A 22,993-nucleotide genomic window follows, 5' to 3' on the forward strand; every position below is an offset into this window, starting at 1 on the left:
CGTTCAGTACGCGTTGGGATGCACGATCCCTTTCAGCACCGTCGCGCCGATGATTCGCAGGTCGAGCGCGAACGACCAGTTGCGCAGGTAGTACAGGTCGTACTCGACGCGCGACTGCATGCTTTCGAGCTGTTCGGTCGCGCCGCGCAGCCCGTTGACCTGCGCCCAGCCGGTGATGCCCGGCTTGATCCGGTAGCGATGGATGTAGCCGTCGACGAGCGTGCGGTACTGCGCGTCGTGTTCCACCGCATGCGGGCGCGGACCGACCACCGACATGTCGCCGAACAGCACGTTGATGAACTGCGGCAGTTCGTCGAGGCTCGTGCGGCGCAGGAACGCACCGACCTTCGTCACGCGAGGGTCGTTGCGGGTCGCCTGCTCGACCTTGCCCGGTTGCGCGGCATGCACGCGCATCGTGCGGAACTTGTAGATGTCGAACGTGCGGCCGTCGCCGCCGCGTCGCTTCTGCGTAAACATCACCGGGCCCGGCGAGCTCAGCTTGATCGCCGCGGCGATCGCGAGCAGCAGCGGCATCAACACGATCAGCACGGCAGTCGCGAATGCGCGATCGAATACCGCCTTCACCCACAGCGCACCGCGCGACAGCGGCGGCGCGGCGAGCGAGATCGCCGGTTCGCCGAGGATTTCGTCGACCTGGCTGCCGAACAGCGCGTGCTGGCTCACGTCGGGCATCAGGCGCAGTTCGACGAAATCGCTGCGGAATTCGTCGATCACGCGCGTGATCGCGGCGTCTTCCGCGAGCGGCAGCGCGATCCACACTTCGTCCGCGCGCTGGCGGCGCGCGCATGCGGCAAACGATGCGAGATCGGTCGTGACGAGCGCGTCGCCGGCGAGCGTCAATTCGCGGCCGCCCGTGCAATACGCGCTGACGAGCCGGTAGCGCGTACTGCCGGCCGCGTCGAGCGACGCGACGATTCGCGCGAGGCGCTCACCGCTGCCGACGACCGCGATGCGGGCGGGCGTCGCCGGCACGCGCAGGCTGCGCCGGCGCGCGATGCTCAGTGCGATCCGGAACACGACCAGCACGATCCCGACCTCGATCGTCCAGTCGAAGAACCACGTCAGCATCATCACGGTCGCGGTGGTCAGCGCGATCATCTTCAGGAACACGAAACCCTGCACGACGAGCCACAGCGCGAGCGTGCGGACCGCATAGCGCGTCGCTGGGCGCGGCCGCCCATCGAGACCGATGCCCGCCAGGCGCAGCAGGAACGCCGCGAGCAGCGCGCTCACGCCGATCAGCAGCCATTCGATCGCAAGCGCGTCGAGATTCCACAGCGAACCCTGGTGCGTGAGTACCGCGATCGCGACGATCGCCGCGACATCGACCATGCAGACGACGATCTCGCCGCGCGGCCTGTGCTTCTTGTTCATTTCATCCGCCATCCTTGCCGTTGCGCACCGTCCGGAATGGCGGTGCGTCCGCGTTCGTGCAACGCTCCGCAGAGCGGTCTGCTGCCCGGCGTGTTGCACGATGCGTTCGGGCAGTACGGCGAGTCTAGGAGCGATGACGGGGCGAGACCATCGGACTGCGGGCGGTCCGCAAGGGCACTTCGATCGGACTGCGCCTCAACGGGCTAGGACTCGCTCCCGATGACGTCAGGGATTGTCAAACCGCCTGTGGACAGGCGATTGGCACACGCTGTCGGAACGCTGTGGCGATGGCGATGGCGGCTCGCGATGTGGCGTCGTCATGCCGCCACCGACTGCGCGGCCAGCAACGGTGCGAGCGATCGGGCTTGCGGATGGCGGCCGATCGTCGCCAGCGCGTCGGCTTCGAGCCGGCGACGCTGCGCGGCATCGCGAACGAGTTCGGCGCAGGCATCCACCAGCGCGTCATACGGCGCCGCGCGGAAGCCGTTGGCGTAATCGGGATCGACCGACGTCGTCGGCGACACTTCGCCCACGATCGCCTTGCCGTTCGTCATCAGATAGAACGCGCGCACCACCTCGAAAATGTGCGACGCGTAGTGATGCAGATTCAGCACGACCTTCGCACGCGCGATGAACGCGTCGCGCTCGGCGCCGTAGATGCCGCCGCTGACGATCCCGACGTTCAGTCCGCGCGCCTGCAGCGCATCGAGGATCGCCGCGCGGCGCGGGCCGATCGTGCCGTAAAACAGCACGTCGATATCCTGCTCGACGTCATCCGGAATGCGGCGCAGCTTCGGATGGAAACCGAGTTTCAGGTAGCGCGCATGCTCGATGCCGAGGCTATGCAGTTTCGCGAGATTGCGCGCGCTGTAATCCCAGGTTTCGTATCGCGACGCCCATCGATAGATGTTCCGGTTCCACGGCTGTTCGTCGACATGCAGCTGCTCGGTATTGACGACGATCGTGTCGTCCGGCACGTGCTCGGTCACGCCTGGATCGGCGAGATGGCAGCCGATCAGGATGTTCCGTGCATCGGACATCATGGTGTTCTCGTTGAAGTGAACCGCGTGGCCGAGATCTTCGAGCCCGTACGCGATCGCCTCGGCGAGTTCCGTGAAGGCGCCCGAATGCGCGTAGCCGGGCGGGCGGACGATGCAGAGGTTGTAATCCATGACGAATCTCCTGTCGGGACGGCGACCGTCAGCCGGCCAGGCGGCGAAGATCGGCGGCGATGGCGTCCATGACCGGCTGCCAGTCCGCGAACGTCGTCTGCCGATACAGCGACGCACTCGGGTAGAACGGGCTGTCGCGGCGGTCGTGCTGCCAGACCCAGTGCGGGTTCGCATCGAGCAGCACCCACGTGCGCTGGCCGAGCGCGCCGCTCAGGTGTGCGGCCGACGTGCAGACGGTGATCACGAGATCGAGTGCGCCGACGAATGCGGCGGTGTCGTCGACCGTGCGCCATTCGCGCGTGCAGTCATTCACGACGAAACCGGCCGCGCGGGCGGCTTCGATGTCGTGCTGCGCGCCCGGTTGCAGCGAGTAGAACGCGACGTCCTGCTGCAGGCCGCCGAACGCTTCGGTAAAACGCTCGAGGCCGACGCGGCGAAAGCGGTTGCGCTGGTGCGACAGACTGCCCGTCCACGCGAGGCCGACCTTCAGCCGCTTTTCGCCCGCGAGCGCCGTGCGCCACGCATCGGTGGCCGCCGGGTCGGCGTGGAGGTACGGCGCCGTCGTGGCGAGCGCGTCGCCGTCGAGGCCGAGCATTCCGGGGATGCTCATCAGCGGCAGCTCGACATCGAATGCGGGCAGATCCTCGATGCGCGTGCTGGTGTCGAACACGTCGACATGCGTTGCCAGGCTGCGCCCGAACAGGTCGCCCATCACCGGAAACGCATTCCACACGATCCGGCCGCCGTCGCGATGCACGCGTTCCGCAAGCCGCGGCATGTAGCGGCAGAATTGCAGTGCGTCGCCGAGACCCTGTTCGCCCCACACGAGCAGCGTCTTGCCCTTCAGCGATTCGCCGCGCCAGCGCGGAGCGGCAAACACCGGCAGTTTGCCGCGCAGTTCGGCCGAGCCTTCCCAGCGCGCTTCGTAACGGGGCCAGCCCGACGCGAAATCGCCGCGCGCAAGCTGGAGCAGCGACAGATTGTGGCGATACGTCGGGTTGTGCGGCGCGAGTTCGACGGCGCGTTGCGCGTGCGCCTCGGCCTGGCCCCACCATTGCGCTTCCTTCATGGCCGTCGCCGCGTTGTTCGCGGCGAGCGCGCTGTCGGGCGCCAGCGCGACCGCACGGGTAGCCGCGCGCAATGCGCCATCGAGATCGAAACGGTCGATGCGCGTGACGACCGCATTGATCCACGCGCGTGCGTCGTCGGGGTCGTCGTCGAGCGCGCCTTCGATGAGCGCGAACTCCAGATCGGGATCGCCTTCCGTCAGCCGGATCGCGAGCGCGAGATTGTTCTTCAGCGACGGCCACGCCGGCGCGAGTTCGAGTGTGCGGCGATAGGGCGCGATCGCATCCGCGTGGCGTCCCGCCATCTGCATCGCGTAGCCGCAGTTGAATGCCGCTGCCGGCGAGTCCGGACGCAGTTTCCAATGGGCGGCGGCCAGATGGGCGGCGCTCGCCGTTTCACCGCGATCGATCAGCGTTTGCGTGGCGGTGGCGACGGCGTTGTCGTCGATATCGACCGAGGCGGCATCGGTCCGCGTGGCGAGCGTCGTGTCGTCGGTGTCGGCGAGCGTGGGCGTGTCGTGGGGCGTGATCTGCATGTCGGGGCTCCGGGGGGGCGGCCGCGTTCGAGGCAGCGGCCGGTGGCGGGGTTTGTCGTGAGGGCGCCAGCGGCTTGCACGCATGGGCACAAGCAGCATGGCGCCGGCTTGACGTCCACTTTATGGATCCGCACTCGGCAACTGAATAAGACCAGTCCGAATCGATGAGGCCCCGCGATGCGTCCCCCGGTCACGAACGCGCCGTTCGGTCACGTTTGTAGTCCCAGTCCTATTTTTGGGTTCGCCGTTCGCCAATAAGACTCGTCTGATAGAGATCGCGTGCAGCGATCTTTGTAATACGCAGTATTCCGGCCGACGTCGTTCGGCAACTATCAGACAGGGAGTACTGACGATGAGCGCAGCAGATTTTCTGGTGAAAGGCACCGTGATCGGGATGGTCGCGAGCGCGGCCACGGTCGGTATGGTCCACGTGGCGGTCGAGTTCGGCACGCGCTGGTCGTCGAGCGGGATGGTCGTGACGACGGCGACCGCCTTGCTGATGGCAATGCTGCTGCTCGTGCCGCCGCTCGTTACCGCATGGCGGAACCGCAAGGACGTGGTCGATCCGCTCTACGAGCCGGCGGCATTGAAGCCGACGCTGCAAGGGCGGACGATCGGCATTGTCGTCGGCATCGTGTTCGGCATCTCGATCGTGACGGGGTGGTGACGATGTCGATGCCCGTTACCGATCTTCGCGACGCAACCATGGCGCCGGTACGCGCTTCCGCCGTCGATGTGCCGTCCGTCTGCAACACGCTTCGCGTGATCTCGCTGCAAGGCGAGCGTGGCCGCCGCGACGCGTTTCGTGCGAACAATCCGACGCTCGCATTCGAATTCGTCGACGCGGTCGACGGCCGTGCGCTGTCGGACGACGATATCGCGCGAAGTGGCCTGTTCGCGCCGGCGCTGCCGTATACGCGCGGCGCGATCGGCATCGCGATGACCACGCATCGCCTGTGGACCGACATTGCCGCAGGCAACGAGCTCGTGACGATCGTCGAGGACGACGCGATCTTCCGCCCGGACTTCGACGAGACGGCGATGCAGTTCCTCGCCGCGCATGCCGGCCGTTACGACTTCGTCGCATGGGGCTACAACTTCGACTCGATCCTGCGCGGTGCGATCTTCAACAGCCGCGCGCCGGTGACGATGCGCTTCGACGAAGCGGCGCTCGCGCAGGCCGTCGACGATTTCCGCACCGACCGCGGGCCCGTGCTGGTGATGGACCTGCTCGAGTTCTACGGGATCTGCGCGTACACGATTTCTCCGGCCGGCGCGCGGTTCCTGCTCGACCATTGCTTTCCGCTGCAACCGGAGACGCTGTTCTCGCACGGGCTCGGCCGCACGCTGCCGAACTACGGGATCGATGTCGCGATGAACAAGTTCTATGGCGCGATGCGCAGCGTCGCCGCCTTTCCGCCGCTCGCCGTGACGATGAACGCGCGCGAGACGTCGACGATTCAACGGTGACGTCGTGCGGAATAGGACCAGGCTGATTGTGCAGACGCCGTATGCGCTTCGACAATGCGAACGTCGGGCAACTGCATGGTACGCGCCCGATACCTCGTATCCGAAGCCACGCTTCGTTGGACGCGCTGCCCGTTCGCCGGGCAGCGCATTTTTCTCCGCGCGAGGCCGACGCGAGCGGCGTTGCCGGCGCGGCCCGGTCAGGATGGCGAGAGGTGAATGCCTTGCGGCGACCGGTGGGCTCGGTCGCATCTGCACCGTTCGGGTCGCAGGTTGGGAGAACGCTGCCACATGCGAGCGCAGGGCATTCATCTCTGTCGTTTCCTCCGTCGATCGTCGGTGTGCTGCCGGCGATGGCCGTTCTGCAAGACGACATGCGGCCGGTTCGCCCGGTTCGCACTTCAGGTCCGGCCGCGGCGCGATCGCACGCGCGGCCTGTCAGGCGCCGACCGGGTCGGTTGCCCGCGGTGAAGCTGCCGCATCTCCTCCTGGCCGCCATCGCGTGCGGCATCTCCCTCCATCGATGAAGGAATCGTCATGAAGAAGCATCACATTTCCATTATTTCCACGCTGATCGCACTCGCGTGCGCCTGCGGCGCCCCTGTCGCACGCGCCGCAGGCACCAAAACCGAAACGCCGCTGCCGCCGGGCGTCGAAGCGGTCGTCAACGACACCCCCATCGCGCGCAGCGACGTGGACGTCCTGATCCATCAATGGGGTCAGGCGGATACGCCGGCGCTGCGCGAACAAGCCAGGCGCGAGCTGATCGCCCAGCACCTGGTCGAGCAGGCAGCGGAAAAGGCCAACTACGGTAGCCGCCCCGAAGTGAATCGCGTCGTGATGCGGGCGCGCACGGTCGCGGCGACGGATCTCTACCTGCGCGACAACCTGCACCCGCAACCGGTGACCGACGCGCAGGTGAAGGCGCGTTACGACGACGTCGTCGCGAATGCCGCGCAGTTCGAATATCGCGCGGACGTGATCGCCGTGGCCGATCCGGCCGAAGTGAACGCGCTGGTCGCGGAGCTGAAGCAGGGCGCGGCGTTCGACGCGGTGGCGAAGAAGTACAACACGACGCCGAACGGCGGCGTCGCGCAGTGGGTCGAGTTGCGCACGCCGGTGACCGAGGGGAAGACGGGCGGTTTGCCGTTGCCGCTCGCGCAGGCGATCACGTCGCTGCAGCCGGGTGCTGTCGCAGGCCCGATCCGGGTCGGCAATGCGTTCGCGATCGTGAAACTCGACGAGAAGCGCGCGACGGTCGTGCCGACCTTCGAGGCGGCGAAGAACGTGCTGCGTCAGCAGCTCGAAGCGCAGGCGCAGCAGCGCGCGATGACGGCGCTGGTCGACAAGCTGGCCGGGCAGGCGACGATCCAGCAGTAAGCGGCTCGCGGTTCAGGCATGCCTCATGAATATCGGCCCGTTGCTCGAATCGAGTACGGGCCGATTTTATTTCGGCGCATGACCGAACAGTCTCGGGTCGAGTGTGAAGGGCACAGTGCCGACTACCTTGACGGCTTTCATGTCCGGATGCGACGGGTTCAACAATAGATTGAAATCGGTCGGACACACTACCGACGGCACACGCATAGTCAGTTGTTTGCCGGCCTCCAGCCACTGCTGACCCAGCTCCATCGTGGCTTCGGGATCGCGCGTCAAGTCCGCCCAGCCATCCGGTGGTGTCGGAATGAACGCCTCGTCATAAATGACGTCTGGTAATTCCAATGTCACTAAGTGATACCCGCCGGCCGGCATCAAGCCAGCCATGTGTACTAGCGCTTCGAGCAGTGCGGTTGAAGCATGAAGACATGTGTACACAACGCGCATTCCGCGCGGGTTCCAACGTCCGCCGGCCAACGCGGCACCATTGCCGCTCAAGTCATCGGCCCGGTAGTAGCCGCGCCGCTCCTTGGCGAGCCGATACAGTTTCATGCGCCAATTCCGTAAATGACGCGCATCAGCAGATCCCGTACTCGGTCATATCCAGGTTGGGAATCCAGGACTTCGAGCGGCCGCAACCCGGCAAGCTCGGCATGTGGCAGTTGCATCCATTCTGCGGCAAGCGCTTCGTTCTCGAATACGTCCATCGCGAGCCGAAAGACGTAGAGCACGCGTGCGACACGATCGGATTCTGCAGGGGATAGACGTTCCTCGCGCGCGATCTTGCGCAGGATCGTGGAACTCGGAAGGCCGAGTCCAGCGAGCAGCGTTTGGACTGGCACATTCAAGAGATTCTTCGCGACACGATCGATAATGCTGGCCTCCATCCCTTCACGAATTTGCCGGCGTTGCTCAAGGGCATCGAACTGGCCGAGGAACATCTCGATATCGCGACCGTGAGAGCCGAGTTGTTTAGAGCCGACGGTCGGCTTGGCCGCTTTCACGGCAGCCGGGCGAGTAGCTGATTGCCGGCCAGCGGATTGATTCCGTGCCATGATGATGTGCCTCTCAAATGAGAATTTCGACATTCTCATTGTAGAGTCGTTCAAGTGAGAGTCAAGACTTTCCCGTTTGGTAAGCATGCTGATGCTCCAGAGGTGGGGGCAACCGACTATGGCCACGGGCAGCACTGTGGGAGAAGAATCAGCCCAGTCCGATTGGTTGTAACGATTGTTCACGTTAAATTGAACGAGTGTGGCGCCGAAGTCGCTTCGGCGGCGGCCGTTGGGCCCGGCCGTCGTCATGCTATGTATTTGATAGCACCTACTCCTAACGCTGCCTCATGCGAGCGCCGAGGCGCTTCCGGCCGCCACACATTTCTTTAAGCCTGCGTCGCAGCCCGTCAGACCGAAACCGTAATCCCCGCCGGCCCGAATTCCCCCGCCGGCTTCACCACGATCTCCACATGCTGGCCGAACGATGCCAGCGTCAGCATCAGTTGATCCAGCGTTACGTTCCGGAGCCGCTCGCGCTGCTCGGGCGTGACGACCGGCCGGGCCATTTCGGCGAGCGCCGCCGCCTCTTCTTCGGTCAGGCCGCGAGACACCATCAATGCATTGAGTTTCAGTACGAGCACGGATTTGGCCGCCAGTTCGCCGACGTCGTAATAGTCGAAATCGTCCGGCACGTTGTCGGCGTGTTGATTCGATGTGTCGTAGTTCATTACGCTTCCTCCGTCAACACCGACAGTTGCCGCTGTTGCCCGGTGCCGCAATCGACATCGGGGAATCCATCCTTTCCGGCAGGGCTCGGGGCCGTTTCATCGATCGGCGTGATCACCAGCCGCTTGTGCGACACCTCGATATGCAGACGCTGTTCGGGATCGAAACCCGCCGCCTCGATCCATCGGCCGGACAACTTCATCCACAGATGCACGACAGGCGGCGCCATGTCGGCGAGCCTGATATGCGGGACGATACGGCGGGATTGAAGAGACGAACGAGGGGAGACAAAACGATCGCGGAAATACATCGGTGCGTTATGATTCGCGCCAGCCATGATTAACTCTCCGGTGTGGAGTTGGTTGTGGTCAGCGGCCCGCAGGTGCTGTTTCACCTGCGGGCCGCGCTCGTTTACGCACCGGATTTCGAGTACCGCTCCGTCACATGCATCGCATGTCGAAGCGGCCTGAGAACCCTGGCGAAAACGTGCAACCACTGTAGTCGAGAACATCCGGCGTCAGGGATCAGTCACGTACGAATTCATCGGTGTTGGCCATCAGGCCAGTACGTCAAACGCTTGCTGCATAACGAATCCAGCGCGATCACGTCGGCTGACCACATCGTCAATTAATTCCCGATGTGTCAGAAATCGTTTCAATCGACGATTCGATCAGCCCGCCGCACGCCGCATCAGGATCTCGTTCGCGCTCTGCCGATAGCGCTCGAACTCCCGCGCGAACGCGGCCGCATCCCCTGCCAGCGCCAGCGCTTCCATCGACGCGCAGAGCCCTGAAATCTCCCGCTCGCCGATCATCGCGAATGCGCCGCGCATGCTGTGAATCTCCGATCGCGCGACCTTCAGGTCGCCGTCCTGCAACGCCCGCGCGATGGTCGTGCTCGAGCGTCGCGTCGCATCGACGAGCACCGTATGCAGGTCTTTCGGCAGGGGGCCGGACGCGCGCGCCGGTACCGGCGGATACACCGGCCGCCGCCACGTGCCGGCGTACTTCGCGATCGCCTGTTCGAGCGATTTCAGCGACGTCGGCTTCGTGACGATCTCGTCGATACCCGCTTCCCACGCCAGCCGCAACTCGTCCGGTTCGGCATGCGCGGTGACCGCCAGGACCGGCTGCACGCGGCCGCGCTCGCGCAGCACGCGGGCGAACGCGTAGCCGTCGAGGCCCGGCATGTTGAGGTCGGTGAGCACGACCGCATAGTCGTGGCGGTCCACCAGATCGAGCGCGTCGGCGACGTTCGACGCGATATCGGCCTGATAGCCGAGTACGTCCAGCTGATCGTGGACGAGCGAACGGTTGACCGGATTGTCGTCGACGAACAGCACGCGCACGTCCGGCGCATCCTCGGCCGACCGCGCTTGCGCGGCGCCGGGCTGGCGGTCGAGCGGCAGCGGCAACGTGACCACGAACGTCGAACCCACGCCCGGCACGCTGTTCGCGTCGATGCGCCCGCCCATCGATTCCGCGAGCTTGTAGCTCAGCGCGAGCCCGATGCCCGTGCCGCCGAAGCGGCGCGCGATCGATTCGTCGGCCTGCGCGAACGGCTCGAACACGTGCGCCAGCTGGTCGGCCGTCATGCCGATGCCCGAATCGCTGACGCGGATCGTCACGGGCGTCGCGTCGCCCGACGGCGCCGACACCGACAACGCCACCGCGCCGCGGTCGGTGAACTTGATCGCGTTGCTGACCAGGTTCACGACGATCTGCCGCACGCGCATCGGGTCGCCGAGATACGTGTGCGCGACCGCGGGATCGACGTCGATGCGCAATGCGATGCCTTTCGCGCCGGCCACCGGCTCGAACAGGTCCGCGACGTCGCGCATCAGCTCGTCGATCCGGAAGCCGGTCGCTTCGAGCGTCATCCGGTCGGCTTCGATCTTCGTCATGTCCAGCACGTTGTTCAGCATGTCGAGCAGCATCCGCGCGGCCGACGTGACCGCATGCAGGCGTGGTTTCTGCCGGCTCGGGTCCGGCGCCTTGTCGAGCAGTTCGAGATTGCCGAGCATCGCGTTCAACGGCGTGCGGATCTCGTGGCTGATCGTCGCGAGGAACGTCGACTTCGCGCGGTTCGCGCTGTCGAGCGCGCGTTCGGCGTCGGCGCGCGTCGTGATGTCGGAGAAGCTGCACAGCAGCGCGTCCTTGCCCTTGTAGCGCACGCGCACGAAGTTGACGAGCAGGTCGCGCGCGCGGCCGTCGCCGAGCGTCAGCGGCAGTTCGACGTCGAGCTGGACGGGCGATGCGTCCGCGTGTTCGCGATAGCGCGCCAGCAGTCGCTCGTGCAGCGGCGGATCGCCGGCCTCGCGTTCGTACAGTTCGAGCATCCGGTTGCGCAGCAGCACCTGTCGCGTGTCGGGCGATACGAGGCCGATGCCGAACGGCGCGGTCGCGACGATCGTGCGGCTCATCCGCTCGCTTTCGAACACGCGGCGCGAGCGGCGAAACAGCGGCGCGAACACCCGCAGGTCGAACGCGATCACGAGCGTCCACAGCACGGTGAGGATCGTTGCAGTGGTGCCGAACTCGCGCAGCATCGTCGACCAGATCGCAAAGGCGATCGTGCGCCACGAGTACGCATAGACGATCGCGTAGCCGGTGTCCGAAATCCGATCGCTGATCGTGAACACGCCGTGACGGTAGCTTTCGTCGAAATGCGCGAGGCCGCGCCGCCACGTGCCTTCGGCCAGTGCGTGCTTCATCAGCGCGGCGCCGTCCTCCGCGTCGCCGGTGCGGTCGACATCGAGCAGCACGCGGCCGTTTTCGTCGATCAGCATCGCGACCGCGTCGGCCGGCGCGTGCTTCATGCGATCGGCGATCACGTCGACGTCGAAGTCGCTCACGAAGGTCATGAAATGTTGCTGACCGTCGAAGGCGGGCTCGACGAGACGGAAGACCGTCTTGCCGGTCAGCGGGTCGATCGCCGGCGCCTGCCACGCGATCCGGCGCGACAGGCGCCAGTAGCGCGCGACGGCCGGATCGGACCAGTCGGCCACGTCGAACGCGAGGTGCTGGATCAACGCATGCGTGTCACGCACGCCGATGCGCGCGAGCAGGTCGGGATACGGCATCGACGGCGGCGGCGTGATCGCGATCACGTTGCGGTCGGGGCTGTATGCATAGCCGCGCACCGCGCGGCCGGTCTGCCGCTCGGCAGCCGCGACCGAAATCGTCTGGCGCTCCATCAACTGCACGTAGCGATCGGTTTCGTGGTCGGCCAGCGCCTTCGGCGACGCGGCCACGAAGATCTCGCTCACGCCGGGCATCGGCGCGAGCAGCACGTGCCCGTCTTTTCTCAGTGCATCGGAGGCTTCGCGCGCATGCGGCGGATGGCCGTTCCACAACAGCTCGGCATTGATCACCGCGCGGCGCATCGATGCCTGTTTCGCATCCATTTCCAGTTGCACGAGCGCCTTGTGCGTCGCGAACAGGTCGCGGCGCTCGGCGATGTAGTCGCGCACCGAGCCGACGAGCAGGATGCCGGCCGCGATCAGGATCACGAGCGACAGCACGACCGCGCCGCCGTACAGCGTGAAGCGCTGATACCGGTTCAGCAGGCTCAGGTCGTGCGCATCGTCGTCGATCGACGCGAACGGCGCGCTGGCGTCCGTATGGGACGCGAAGAGATGGCGGATGGGCATGAGACGAAGACCGGTGAATCAATGCGCAAATCGGGAGACGCGCTACGGCGATGCCGGAACGCGGACGATATCCGCGAGCCGCACGACGGCGGCGCGATGCGCGGCCGGCTCGGGGAACGGGAAAATTATCGGGATAGCGGGCGGGTCTGTATGTAGGGCAGTCCGAAACACTAGCGCGCGATGGATAGGACCAGTCCTATTCAGGCAATCGGCGGCGCGGTGCGTATATAAGGCTTGCCGCGCGCTCGTGTCAAACGGAATCGTTCAAGCGAACGGCGTGTCGTGCCGCGTCTGGCACGGCCGATTGTCAAGCAACGTCATGTTAGGACTGGGCCTACGAAATAAGTCGTTGCACGTCCAGCCGTCTGATTATCGAAATGACAGGCGATCAATACATTGGCATCTGTGGACGAGGAGCGTCCTTCTCCCTTTTTCTCTACAGAGGCAATCAGCATGAACAAGAGTTATCGCACCGTCTGGAACGCGACGACGGGTACATGGACGGCGGCAGCCGAAACGGCGCGGATGCGCACGAAATCGAAGTCGAATACCGCGATGCGGTCGTCGGTCACGGCGGCGGTCGCGGTGATGGCCGGTGTGGGCGGCGGTGCGATGTCGGCCGATGCGAATGCGCAGGCGGCGAATGGCGGCGGGTCGTTGTCGCTGTGTGCGCCTGGTGGCACGCAGGGGATGCTCTTTGGTGGCGGCAGCGCGACCGGCACCCGCAATACGGGCTCGAACTGCGGTGCGCCGATCGCCAACTGGCGGCTCAGCGAAGGCCACGCGAGATCGTTCCAGCTGTACAACCATGCCAACGCCAATGGTTCCGGTGTCGGTCAGGCCAGCGCGGCGACCGAAGCCGGCATCAGCGGCACCGTCGACGGCCATCTGTTCCTGCTGGGCGGCTCGGGCGTGCACCTGCGCGGCCCTGTGGACGTCGACAGCAACTTCAACATGACGAACCACCGCATCAACAACCTGGCCGCCGGTACGGCCGGGACGGATGCCGTTAACGTCAATCAGTTGAACGCGGCGATCAAGGCGGCAGGGACGGCGAACCCGTACGTCGTGACCAATACGGGTACGTATGCGGCCGCGACGGCGGCGCGCGCAGGCGGCAGCGCGACCGCAATCGGGGCGAACGCGAATGCCGGTGGTACTTCGGCCGTGGCGCTCGGCGGGAATACCGTTGCGACCGGCCAGAATGCCGTGGCGCTCGGCACGCTGGCGAACGCGACGGGCAGTGAGACCGTCGCGGTCGGCGTGAGCGCACGCGCGACGGGGAACAATTCGACGGCGATGGGCCGGGGCGCGGCGGCGGTGTCGTCCAATGCGACTTCCGTCGGCTATGGCACCTATGCGGGCGCCGACGGCGCTACGGCACTTGGCACGACGGCGAGCGCCGTGGGTGCGAACGCCATCGCAGTCGGTCGCGGCGCGAGCACCAGCGGAACCTACGGCTCCGCGATCGGCTATTCCGCCAATGCAACCACGAACGCCGTTGCGATCGGTGTGCTCGCGAAAGCGACCTCGGCGTCGAGCGTTGCATTGGGCGAGCGCGCGAGCGCGACGGGCGCGACTGCGACCGCACTCGGTCGCGGGGCGCTGGCCAGCGGGACGAATTCGGTCGCGCTCGGCGCGAACTCGGTTGGCGATCGCAACAATGCTGTGTCGGTCGGGTCGACTTCGCAGCAGCGACAGATCGTCAACGTGGCCGCCGGTACGCAGAATACGGACGCCGTGAACCTCGGCCAGATGAATACCGCGTTGTCGACCAAGGTCGACAACACGTACATCAAGATCGATACGCGCAACGGCACGGCCGCCGCGCAAGCAGGATCGGGCTCGGTTGCCATCGGCACGAATACGAGTGCGTCCGGATCTTACGCGACGGCGTTCGGCAATAGTGCGCGGGCCAACGGGGACAACAGCACGGCGCTCGGCTTCCAGGCAAGCAGTGCGGGCGGCGCCGCCGTCGCGATCGGCAATGGTGCGAACGCAAGCGGTTCGCATGGCGTTGCGCTGGGTGTCAACGCTGTGGCATCCCATACCGATTCGGTGGCGCTTGGTGCCCTGTCGTCGACGGACCGCAACAACAGCGTATCCGTCGGCTCGTCGACGCTGCGTCGGCAGATCACCAACGTGGCCGCCGGCACGCAAGAAACCGACGCCGTGAACGTCGGCCAACTGAATGCCGCGATCGCGGCAGGTTCGAACCCGTATGTAGCGGTGCGTGGCTCGACCGCGGCGCGCGCTTCCGGCAGCCAGTCGATTGCGATCGGCGACGGTGCGATTGCGAATGCCACGGACATCAACGGTGGTCAGACGAACATCGCCATCGGTGCCAAGGCGTACACGTCGGGCGGGTTCGGGCAACTGGCGATCGGCGAGGGTGCATCCACGACGAACACCAATGCCGGCGGGGCGATTGCGATCGGTCGCGGGGCCAAAACCACGCAACGCGGCGTGGCGCTCGGCGATGGCGCATCGGTGACGGCTCAATACGGTGTCGCGTTGGGTGACACGTCGGTCGCCGATCGAGCAAATAGCGTGTCAGTGGGTTCGGCGACGCTGCAACGGCAGATCACGAACGTGGCTGCCGGCACGCAAGACACGGACGCAGTGAACGTGGGCCAACTGAAGGACTCGGGCCTGATCGGAGACGACGGCAAGTCGATCGCCGCGGTGACGTACGACCGCAATGCGGACGGCACGCCGAACTACGGCACGGTGACGTTGGGTAACGGCGCGGGTCCGACGCAGATCAAGAACGTCGCGGATGCGACGGACGACCATGACGCGCTGAACCTCGGCCAGCTGAAGGATGCGGGCCTGGTGGGCGACGACGGCAAGGGCAACCTGACGTCGATGGCGGTGACGTACGACGGCGCCGCACGCGACAAGGTCACGCTGGCCGGCGCAGGCGGCACGACGCTGTCGAACGTGAAGGCGGGCGTCGCGAACATGGACGCGGTGAACGTAGGCCAGTTGAAGGATTCGGGCCTGATCGGCGACGACGGCAAGTCGATCGCCGCGGTGACGTACGACCGTAACGCGGACGGCACGCCGAACTACGGCTCGGTGACGCTGGGTAACGGCGCGGGCCCGACGCAGATCAAGAACGTCGCGGATGCGACAGACGATCACGACGCACTGAACCTCGGCCAGCTGAAGGACGCGGGCCTGGTGGGCGACGATGGCAAGGGCAACCTGACGTCGATGGCGGTGACGTACGACGGCGCGGCGAAGGACAAGGTGACGCTGGCCGGCGCGGACGGCACGACGCTTGCGAACGTGAAGGCCGGCGTGGCCGACATGGACGCGGTGAACGTTTCGCAGCTGAAGGGCTCTGGCCTGATCGGCGACGACGGCAAGTCGATTGCCGCGGTGACGTACGACCGTAACGCGGACGGCACGCCGAACATGGGTTCGGTGACGCTGGGCGGCGCGGGTGCAACGACGCCGGTGGCGCTGAAGAACGTCGCGGACGCGAAGGACAACCACGATGCGCTGAACCTCGGCCAGCTGAAGGACGCGGGCCTGGTGGGTGACGACGGCAAGGGCAACCTGACGTCGATGGCGGTGACGTACGACGGCGCGGCACGCGACAAGGTGACGCTGGCCGGCACGGACGGCACGACGCTGTCGAACGTGAAGGCCGGTGTGGCGAACATGGACGCGGTGAACGTAGGCCAGTTGAAGGACTCGGGCCTGATCGGCGACGACGGCAAGTCGGTCGCCGCGGTCACGTACGACCGTAACGCGGACGGCACGCCGAACTACGGCACGGTGACGCTGGGCAACGGCGCAGGCCCGACGCAGATCAAGAACGTCGCGGACGCGACGGACGACCACGATGCACTGAACCTCGGCCAACTGAAGGACGCGGGCCTGGTGGGTGACGACGGCAAGGGCAACCTGACGTCGATGGCGGTGACGTACGACGGCGCGGCACGCGACAAGGTGACGCTGGCTGGCACGGACGGCACGACGCTTTCGAACGTGAAGGCCGGCGTGGCGAACATGGACGCGGTGAACGTAGGCCAGTTGAAGGACTCGGGCCTGATCGGAGACGACGGCAAGTCGATCGCCGCGGTCACGTACGACCGTAACGCGGACGGCACGCCGAACATGGGTTCGGTGACGCTGGGCGGCGCGGGTGCAACGACGCCGGTGGCGCTGAAGAACGTCGCGGATGCGACGGACGACCATGACGCGCTGAACCTCGGCCAGTTGAAGGACGCGGGCCTGGTCGGCGACGACGGCAAGGGCAACCTGACGTCGATGGCGGTGACGTACGACGGCGCGGCGAAGGACAGCGTGACGCTGGGCGGCGTTGGCGCGACCACGCCGGTGGCGATCCACAACGTCAAGGATGGCGAACTGTCGGCGACGAGCAAGGATGCCGTGAACGGTTCGCAGCTGTTCGCGACGAACCAGAACCTGAGCGACCTGAAGGACTCGCTGAAGGATGGCGGCGTGATCGACCCGGTCACGGGCGAATCGCTGGCTGTCGTGTACGACGGCAATGCGAAGGACACCGTGACGCTGAAGGGCACGGACGGCACGACGTTGTCGAACGTGAAGGCCGGCGTGGCGGATATGGACGCGGTGAACGTGAGCCAGCTGAAGGATTCGGGCCTGATCGGCGACGACGGCAAGTCGATCGCCGCGGTGACGTACGACCGTAACGCGGACGGCACGCCGAACTACGGCACGGTGACGCTGGGTAACGGCGCGGGTCCGACGCAGATCAAGAACGTCGCGACGGGCGTCGACGACCTCGACGCGGTCAACGTCAAGCAACTGAACACGGGCCTGTCCGACCTCCGCGACGAGATGTCCGGCGGCAACCTGCGCTTCGTCAAGGTCAATGCCGACCCGGTCACGGGCACGCCGGCTGTCGCCAGCGGCGCGCTCGCCGTCGCCATCGGCTCCGACGCACGGGCGACCAGCGCCAACTCGCTGGCGCTCGGCAGCGGCGCGCGCGTGACCGGCAACGGTTCGGTCGCGATCGGCTACAACTCGGTCGCGAACCAGAACAACGTCGTGTCGGTCGGCGACGTGGGCCGCGAACGCAAGATCGTCAACGTGGCGGACGGCGACGTCGCATTCCAGAGCACGGACGCGGTCAACGGCGGCCAGCTTTATGCGGCGCTGAACGACCTGTCGACGTCGGTGAGCTCGAAGACGCAACAGGCGATCGACAGCTTCTCGTCGGAGATCGACAAGAAGACGAAGGCGGCCATCGACGAGGTGAGCTCGCGCTCGATGCAGACGATGGACGTCAGCGACCCGCTCGTCGCGATCGAAGGCCTGCAGGGCAACAACGTCGCTTCGCTGAACGGCGCTGATCCGGCTACCGCAACGGCGGCCGCGATCGGCTCGTCGACGGCGGCAAGCGGCGCCAATGCGGTGGCGGTCGGCCTCCAGAGCGGCGCGGGTTCGAACAACTCGGTCGCAATCGGCAGCTTCGCGCAAACCGGCGCCGGCCAGGACTACTCGGTCGCCGTGGGTTCGAACGTCCAGACGAACGGCACGCAGGCCGTCGCGCTGGGTGCGAACGCGCAGGCGAATGGCGAGTACGCGCTGGCCGTCGGCAACAACGGCGCGCAGGCGATCGGCGACGGCTCGATCGCGGTCGGTAACGCCGCGAACGTGCGTGCCGGCTCGACCAACGCGATCGCGATGGGTACCGGTGCGAACGTCGCGCGCAGCGTCGAAGGCGCGATGGCGCTCGGCGCGAACACGACCGCGGGCGCGGCCAATAGCGTCGCGCTCGGCGCGAACGCGTTCTCGAACCGCGCGAACACGGTGTCCGTCGGTCGTGCGGGCGCGGAACGCCAGGTCGTCAACGTCGCGGCCGGCACGCAGGCGACCGATGCGGTCAACGTCAGCCAGTTGAAGGGCGTGACTGACGCGCTCGGCGGCGGTGCGGCGGTGGGCGCGGACGGCACGGTGACGAGCCCGACGTACTCGCTGGCCGATCCGGCGGATGCATCGCAGTCGAAGTCGTACAACAACGTGGGCGACGCGCTGTCGAACCTCGATGGCCGTACGACGACGAACACGCAAAACATCACCGTGATCAACAAGCAACTGGCCGATTCGGGTCTGGTCGATCCGGTGACCGGGCAGTCGATCACCGCGGTGACGTACGACCGCAATGCGGACGGCACGCCGAACCTCGGTTCGGTGACGCTGGGCGGCGCGGGCGCGACGGCTCCGGTCGCGCTGAAGAACGTCGCGGACGCGAAGGACAACCACGATGCGCTGAACCTCGGCCAGCTGAAGGACGCTGGCCTGGTGGGCGACGACGGCGCGGGCAACCTGACGTCGATGGCGGTGACGTACGACGGCGCGGCGAAGGACAAGGTGACGCTGGCCGGCGCGGACGGCACGACGCTTGCGAACGTGAAGGCCGGCGTGGCCGACATGGACGCGGTGAACGTTTCGCAGCTGAAGGGCTCCGGCCTGATCGGCGACGACGGCAAGGCGATCGCCGCGGTCACGTACGACCGTAACGCGGACGGCACGCCGAACTACGGTTCGGTGACGCTGGGTAACGGCGCAGGCCCGACGCAGCTGAAGAACGTGGCGGACGCGACGGACGACGGCGATGCGCTGAACCTCGGCCAGCTGAAGGATGCGGGCCTGGTGGGCGACGACGGCACGGGCAATCTGACGTCGCTGGCGGTCACGTACGACGGCGCGGCGAAGGACAGCATCACGCTGGGCGGCACGGGCGCGACCACGCCGGTGGCGATCCACAACGTCAAGGATGGCGAACTGTCGGCGACGAGCAAGGATGCCGTGAACGGTTCGCAGCTGTTCGCGACGAACACGCGTGTTGGCAATCTCGAAGACTCGCTGAAGGATGGCGGCGTGATCGATCCGGTCACGGGCGAATCGCTGGCCGTGGTGTACGACGGCAATGCGAAGGACACCGTGACGCTGGCCGGCACGAACGGCACGACGCTTGCGAACGTGAAGGCCGGTGTGGCGGACATGGATGCGGTGAACGTTTCGCAGCTGAAGGGTTCTGGCCTGATCGGCGACGACGGCAAGTCGATCGCCGCGGTCACGTACGACCGTCTCGCGGACGGCACGCCGAACTACGGCACGGTGACGCTGGGTAACGGCGCGGGCCCGACGCAGATCAAGAACGTCGCGGATGCGACGGACGACCATGACGCGATCAACTACAACCAGTTGAAGCAGTACGTCGCGGACAACTCGGGCGGTTCGGGCAATCCGCTGGCCGTCGGCTATGACGACGACACCAAGGCTCGCGTCACGCTGCAAGGCGGCGCGGACGGCACGACGATCACGAACGTGAAGGCGGGCGCGGTCACGGCCACGAGCACGGACGCGATCAACGGTGCGCAGCTGCACGGCACCGCGCAGAGCGTGGCCGATTCGCTGGGCGGCAAATCGACGGTCGACGCGGACGGCAAGGTGACGAACCCGACTTACACGCTGGCGGACCCGGCGGATGCATCGCAGTCGAAGTCGTACAACAACGTGGGCGATGCACTGTCGAACCTCGACGGCCGTACGACGACGAACACGCAAAACATCACCGTGATCAACAAGCAGCTGGCCGATTCGGGTCTGGTCGACCCGGTGACGGGCCAGTCGATCGCGGCGGTGACGTACGACCGCAACGCGGACGGCACGCCGAACCTCGGTTCGGTGACGCTGGGCGGTGCGGGCGCGACGACGCCGGTGGCGTTGAAGAACGTCGCGGACGGCGTGGAGCGTCACGACGCGATCAACGTGGGCCAGTTGCAGGACGCGGGCCTGGTTGCGCCGGTCGATCCGGCGAACCCGGGTGCGGGCCTGACGTCGCTCGCCGTCGCGTACGACGGTGTCGCGAAGGACACGGTCACGCTGAAGGGCACGGACGGTACGACGCTGTCGAACGTGAAGGCCGGTGTGGCCGACATGGACGCGGTGAACGTGAGCCAGCTGAAAGACTCGGGCCTGATCGGCGACGACGGCAAGGCAGTCGCTGCGGTGACGTACGACCGTAACGCGGACGGCACGCCGAACTACGGTTCGGTGACGCTGGGCCACGGCACCGGCCCGACGCAGATCAAGAACGTTGCGAATGCGACGGACGACGGCGACGCGTTGAACCTCGGCCAGCTGAAGAGCGCGGGCGTGGTGGGCGACGACGGCAAGGGCAACCTGACGTCGATGGCGGTGACGTACGACGGCGCGGCGAAGGACACCGTGACGCTGGGCGGTGCGGGCGCGACGACGCCGGTCGCACTGAAGAACGTTGCGGACGGCACGGAGCGTCACGACGCGATCAACCTCGGCCAGTTGCAGGACGCGGGCCTGGTTGCGCCGGTCGACCCGACGAACCCGGGTGCGGGCCTGACGTCGCTCGCCGTCGCCTACGACGGCGCCGCGAAGGACACGGTCACGCTGAAGGGTGCGGACGGCACGACGATCACGAACGTGAAGGCGGGCGCGGTCACGGCCACGAGCACGGACGCGATCAATGGTGCGCAGCTGCACGGCACGGCGCAAAGCGTGGCCGATTCGCTGGGCGGCAAATCGACGGTCGACGCGGACGGCAAGGTGACGAACCCGACTTACACGCTGGCGGACCCGGCGGATGCATCGCAGTCGAAGTCGTACAACAACGTGGGCGATGCACTGTCGAACCTCGACGGCCGTACGACGACGAACACGCAAAACATCACCGTGATCAACAAGCAGCTGGCCGACTCGGGTCTGGTCGACCCGGTGACGGGCCAATCGATCGCGGCGGTGACGTACGACCGTAATCCGGACGGCACGCCGAACCTCGGTTCGGTGACGCTGGGCGGCGCGGGCGCGACGACGCCGGTGGCGTTGAAGAACGTCGCGGACGGCGTGGACAAGCATGACGCGGTGAACGTCGGTCAGCTGCAGAGCGCGGGCGTGCTGACGCCGATCGACCCGACGAATCCGGGCAAGGGCCTGACGTCGCTCGCCGTGACGTACGACAAGCATGCCGACGGTTCGGCGAACTTCGACCAGATCACGCTGAAGGGCGCGAACGGCACGACGCTGTCGAACGTCAAGGCCGGCGCGGTGAACGCGACCAGCATGGACGCGGTGAACGGCTCGCAGCTGTACGGCGCGTCGAAGAGCGTGGCGGATGCGCTGGGCGGCGGCTCGACCGTCGACGCGAACGGCAACGTGACGAACCCGACGTACACCGTCAACGACAAGACGTACAACAACGTCGGCGACGCGATCGAGAACATCTCGAGCAGCCTCGTCCACGGCTCGATCGGCCTCGTCCAGCAGGACGCGGACACGCGCGAGATCACGGTCGCGAAGGACACGGACGGCACGTCCGTGAACTTCACGGGCACGGCGGGCGACCGCGTGCTGACCGGCGTGGGCGCGGGTGCGGTGAGCGCGACGAGCCGCGACGCGATCAACGGTGCGCAACTGCACGGCACCGCGCAGAGCGTGGCGGACGTGATCGGCGGCGGGACGACGGTCGATGCGGACGGCAAGCTCGCGGATACGTCGATCGAAGTGAACGGCAGCAAGTACAAGACCGTGGCCGAAGCAGTCCAGGCGGCGGCGCAGTACGGCGCGACCGATTCGCTCGCGGTGCGTTACGACCTGAACAAGGACGGCACGCCGAACTACGGCTCGGTGACCCTCGGCGGCTCAGGCGCGGCGCCGGTGCGCCTCGGCAACGTCGCGGACGGCTCGAGCCGGTATGACGCGGTGAACTTCGGGCAGTTGAGCGAACTGAACGACAAGATCGGCGGCCTCGACGACCGTGTCGGCGAACTGGAGCGGAACCCGGGCACGGGCAATCCTCCGGGCAACGGCGGGTCCGGCAACGACTACTTCGCCGGTACCGACGTGGGTACGGACGGCACGACGAAGGCGAACGCGGGCGGCGGCACGGGCAACACGGCCGCGGGTTCGGGCGCGACGATCGGCACGGGCGCGAACAACGCCACGGTCGTGGGTTCCAACGCGAACGTATCGGGCAGCAACGGTACGGCAATCGGTTCGGGCTCGAAGAGCAGCGCCGAAGGCGCGACCGCGATCGGCAGCAGCGCGAACGCATCGGGCGAGAAGTCGACGGCGATCGGCGACGGTGCGAACGCGTCGGGCAAGAACTCCGTCGCGCTGGGCGCCGGCTCGGTGGCGTCGAGCGACAACACCGTGTCCGTCGGTACGGCCGATCAGAAGCGCACGATCTCGAATCTGGCCGATGGCGTGAACGCGTCCGACGCGGCGACGAAGGGCCAGATGGATCGCGCGATCGGCGGCGTGCAAGGCCAGGTCAACGACCTGTCGCGCAACGCGTACTCCGGTATCGCCGCAGCCACCGCGCTGACGATGATTCCGGGCGTCGATCCGGGCAAGACGGTGTCGTTCGGTATCGGCGGCGCGACCTACAAGGGCTATCAGGCGGTGGCGTTCGGCGGCGAGGCCCGCATCACGCAGAACCTGAAGATGAAGGCCGGCGTGGGCATGTCGAGCGGCGGCAACACCGTCGGCGTGGGCGCTTCGTATCAGTGGTAAGCCGCCGGGCGGGGCGCGAGCCCCGCCCGCTCTCCGGCCTGACTCCGGC

The 22,993-nt window shown here is 66.5% G+C and carries 12 protein-coding genes; 4 read left to right on the forward strand and 8 right to left on the reverse strand.

The annotated features are described in order from the left end of the window. Window positions 1-3: 3 nt before the first annotated feature. The 3 genes from CFB49_RS29550 to CFB49_RS29560 form a co-directional block, all read right to left on the reverse strand. Window positions 4-1,395, reverse strand: a complete 1,392-nt coding sequence (locus tag CFB49_RS29550; protein ID WP_089493158.1) for an undecaprenyl-phosphate glucose phosphotransferase — start codon at window positions 1,393-1,395, stop codon at window positions 4-6. A 317-nt stretch (window positions 1,396-1,712) separates the two neighbouring features. Further along, entirely contained in the window at window positions 1,713-2,567 is an 855-nt protein-coding gene (locus CFB49_RS29555; RefSeq protein ID WP_143329335.1) for a glycosyltransferase family 4 protein, read from the reverse strand. Between the two features lie 28 nt (window positions 2,568-2,595). Further along, window positions 2,596-4,170 (reverse strand): hypothetical protein, encoded by a 1,575-nt coding sequence (locus CFB49_RS29560; RefSeq protein ID WP_089493098.1) that lies wholly within the window; start codon window positions 4,168-4,170, stop codon window positions 2,596-2,598. 352 nt (window positions 4,171-4,522) lie between these two features. Between CFB49_RS29560 and CFB49_RS29570 the strand changes: the two genes are divergently transcribed. The 3 genes from CFB49_RS29570 to CFB49_RS29580 all read left to right on the forward strand — a co-directional run bounded on the left by CFB49_RS29570 (window position 4,523) and on the right by CFB49_RS29580 (window position 7,017). After that, the gene (locus tag CFB49_RS29570) at window positions 4,523-4,837 is read left to right on the forward strand and encodes a hypothetical protein (RefSeq protein WP_069617591.1); all 315 of its coding nucleotides are present in this window, start codon (window positions 4,523-4,525) and stop codon (window positions 4,835-4,837) included. 2 nt (window positions 4,838-4,839) lie between these two features. Beyond that, on the forward strand, window positions 4,840-5,640 hold the full coding sequence (locus tag CFB49_RS29575; protein WP_249190355.1) for a glycosyltransferase family 25 protein: 801 nt from the start codon (window positions 4,840-4,842) through the stop codon (window positions 5,638-5,640). Between the two features lie 534 nt (window positions 5,641-6,174). Next, window positions 6,175-7,017 (forward strand): peptidylprolyl isomerase, encoded by an 843-nt coding sequence (locus CFB49_RS29580; protein WP_089493099.1) that lies wholly within the window; start codon window positions 6,175-6,177, stop codon window positions 7,015-7,017. 66 nt (window positions 7,018-7,083) lie between these two features. On the opposite strand, the gene CFB49_RS29585 is transcribed toward CFB49_RS29580, so the two are convergent. The 5 genes from CFB49_RS29585 to CFB49_RS29605 all read right to left on the reverse strand — a co-directional run bounded on the left by CFB49_RS29585 (window position 7,084) and on the right by CFB49_RS29605 (window position 12,387). Then, the gene (locus tag CFB49_RS29585; RefSeq protein ID WP_089493100.1) at window positions 7,084-7,566 is read right to left on the reverse strand and encodes an RES family NAD+ phosphorylase; all 483 of its coding nucleotides are present in this window, start codon (window positions 7,564-7,566) and stop codon (window positions 7,084-7,086) included. Further along, a complete protein-coding gene (locus CFB49_RS29590; protein WP_069617614.1) occupies window positions 7,563-8,069 on the reverse strand; it encodes an antitoxin Xre/MbcA/ParS toxin-binding domain-containing protein in 507 nt (168 codons plus the stop codon). The genes CFB49_RS29585 and CFB49_RS29590 overlap by 4 nt, the downstream gene beginning before the upstream one ends. A 347-nt stretch (window positions 8,070-8,416) precedes the next feature. After that, entirely contained in the window at window positions 8,417-8,737 is a 321-nt protein-coding gene (locus CFB49_RS29595; protein ID WP_089437480.1) for an XRE family transcriptional regulator, read from the reverse strand. After that, window positions 8,737-9,129, reverse strand: coding sequence for a type I toxin-antitoxin system SymE family toxin (locus CFB49_RS29600; RefSeq protein WP_256979924.1), 393 nt, complete (start codon window positions 9,127-9,129; stop codon window positions 8,737-8,739). Before CFB49_RS29600 ends, CFB49_RS29595 begins: the two co-directional genes overlap by 1 nt. A gap of 276 nt (window positions 9,130-9,405) precedes the next feature. Then, complete coding sequence (locus CFB49_RS29605; protein WP_089493101.1) at window positions 9,406-12,387, reverse strand: sensor histidine kinase; 2,982 nt, start codon at window positions 12,385-12,387, stop codon at window positions 9,406-9,408. 453 nt (window positions 12,388-12,840) lie between these two features. Here CFB49_RS29605 and CFB49_RS29610 point away from each other — a divergent pair, with 453 nt between their 5' ends. Further along, window positions 12,841-22,944, forward strand: coding sequence for a YadA-like family protein (locus CFB49_RS29610; RefSeq protein WP_089493102.1), 10,104 nt, complete (start codon window positions 12,841-12,843; stop codon window positions 22,942-22,944). Window positions 22,945-22,993 lie beyond the last annotated feature (49 nt).

The organism is Burkholderia sp. AU17457, from assembly GCF_002223255.1.
In the GTDB taxonomy this organism is placed as follows: domain Bacteria; phylum Pseudomonadota; class Gammaproteobacteria; order Burkholderiales; family Burkholderiaceae; genus Burkholderia; species Burkholderia sola.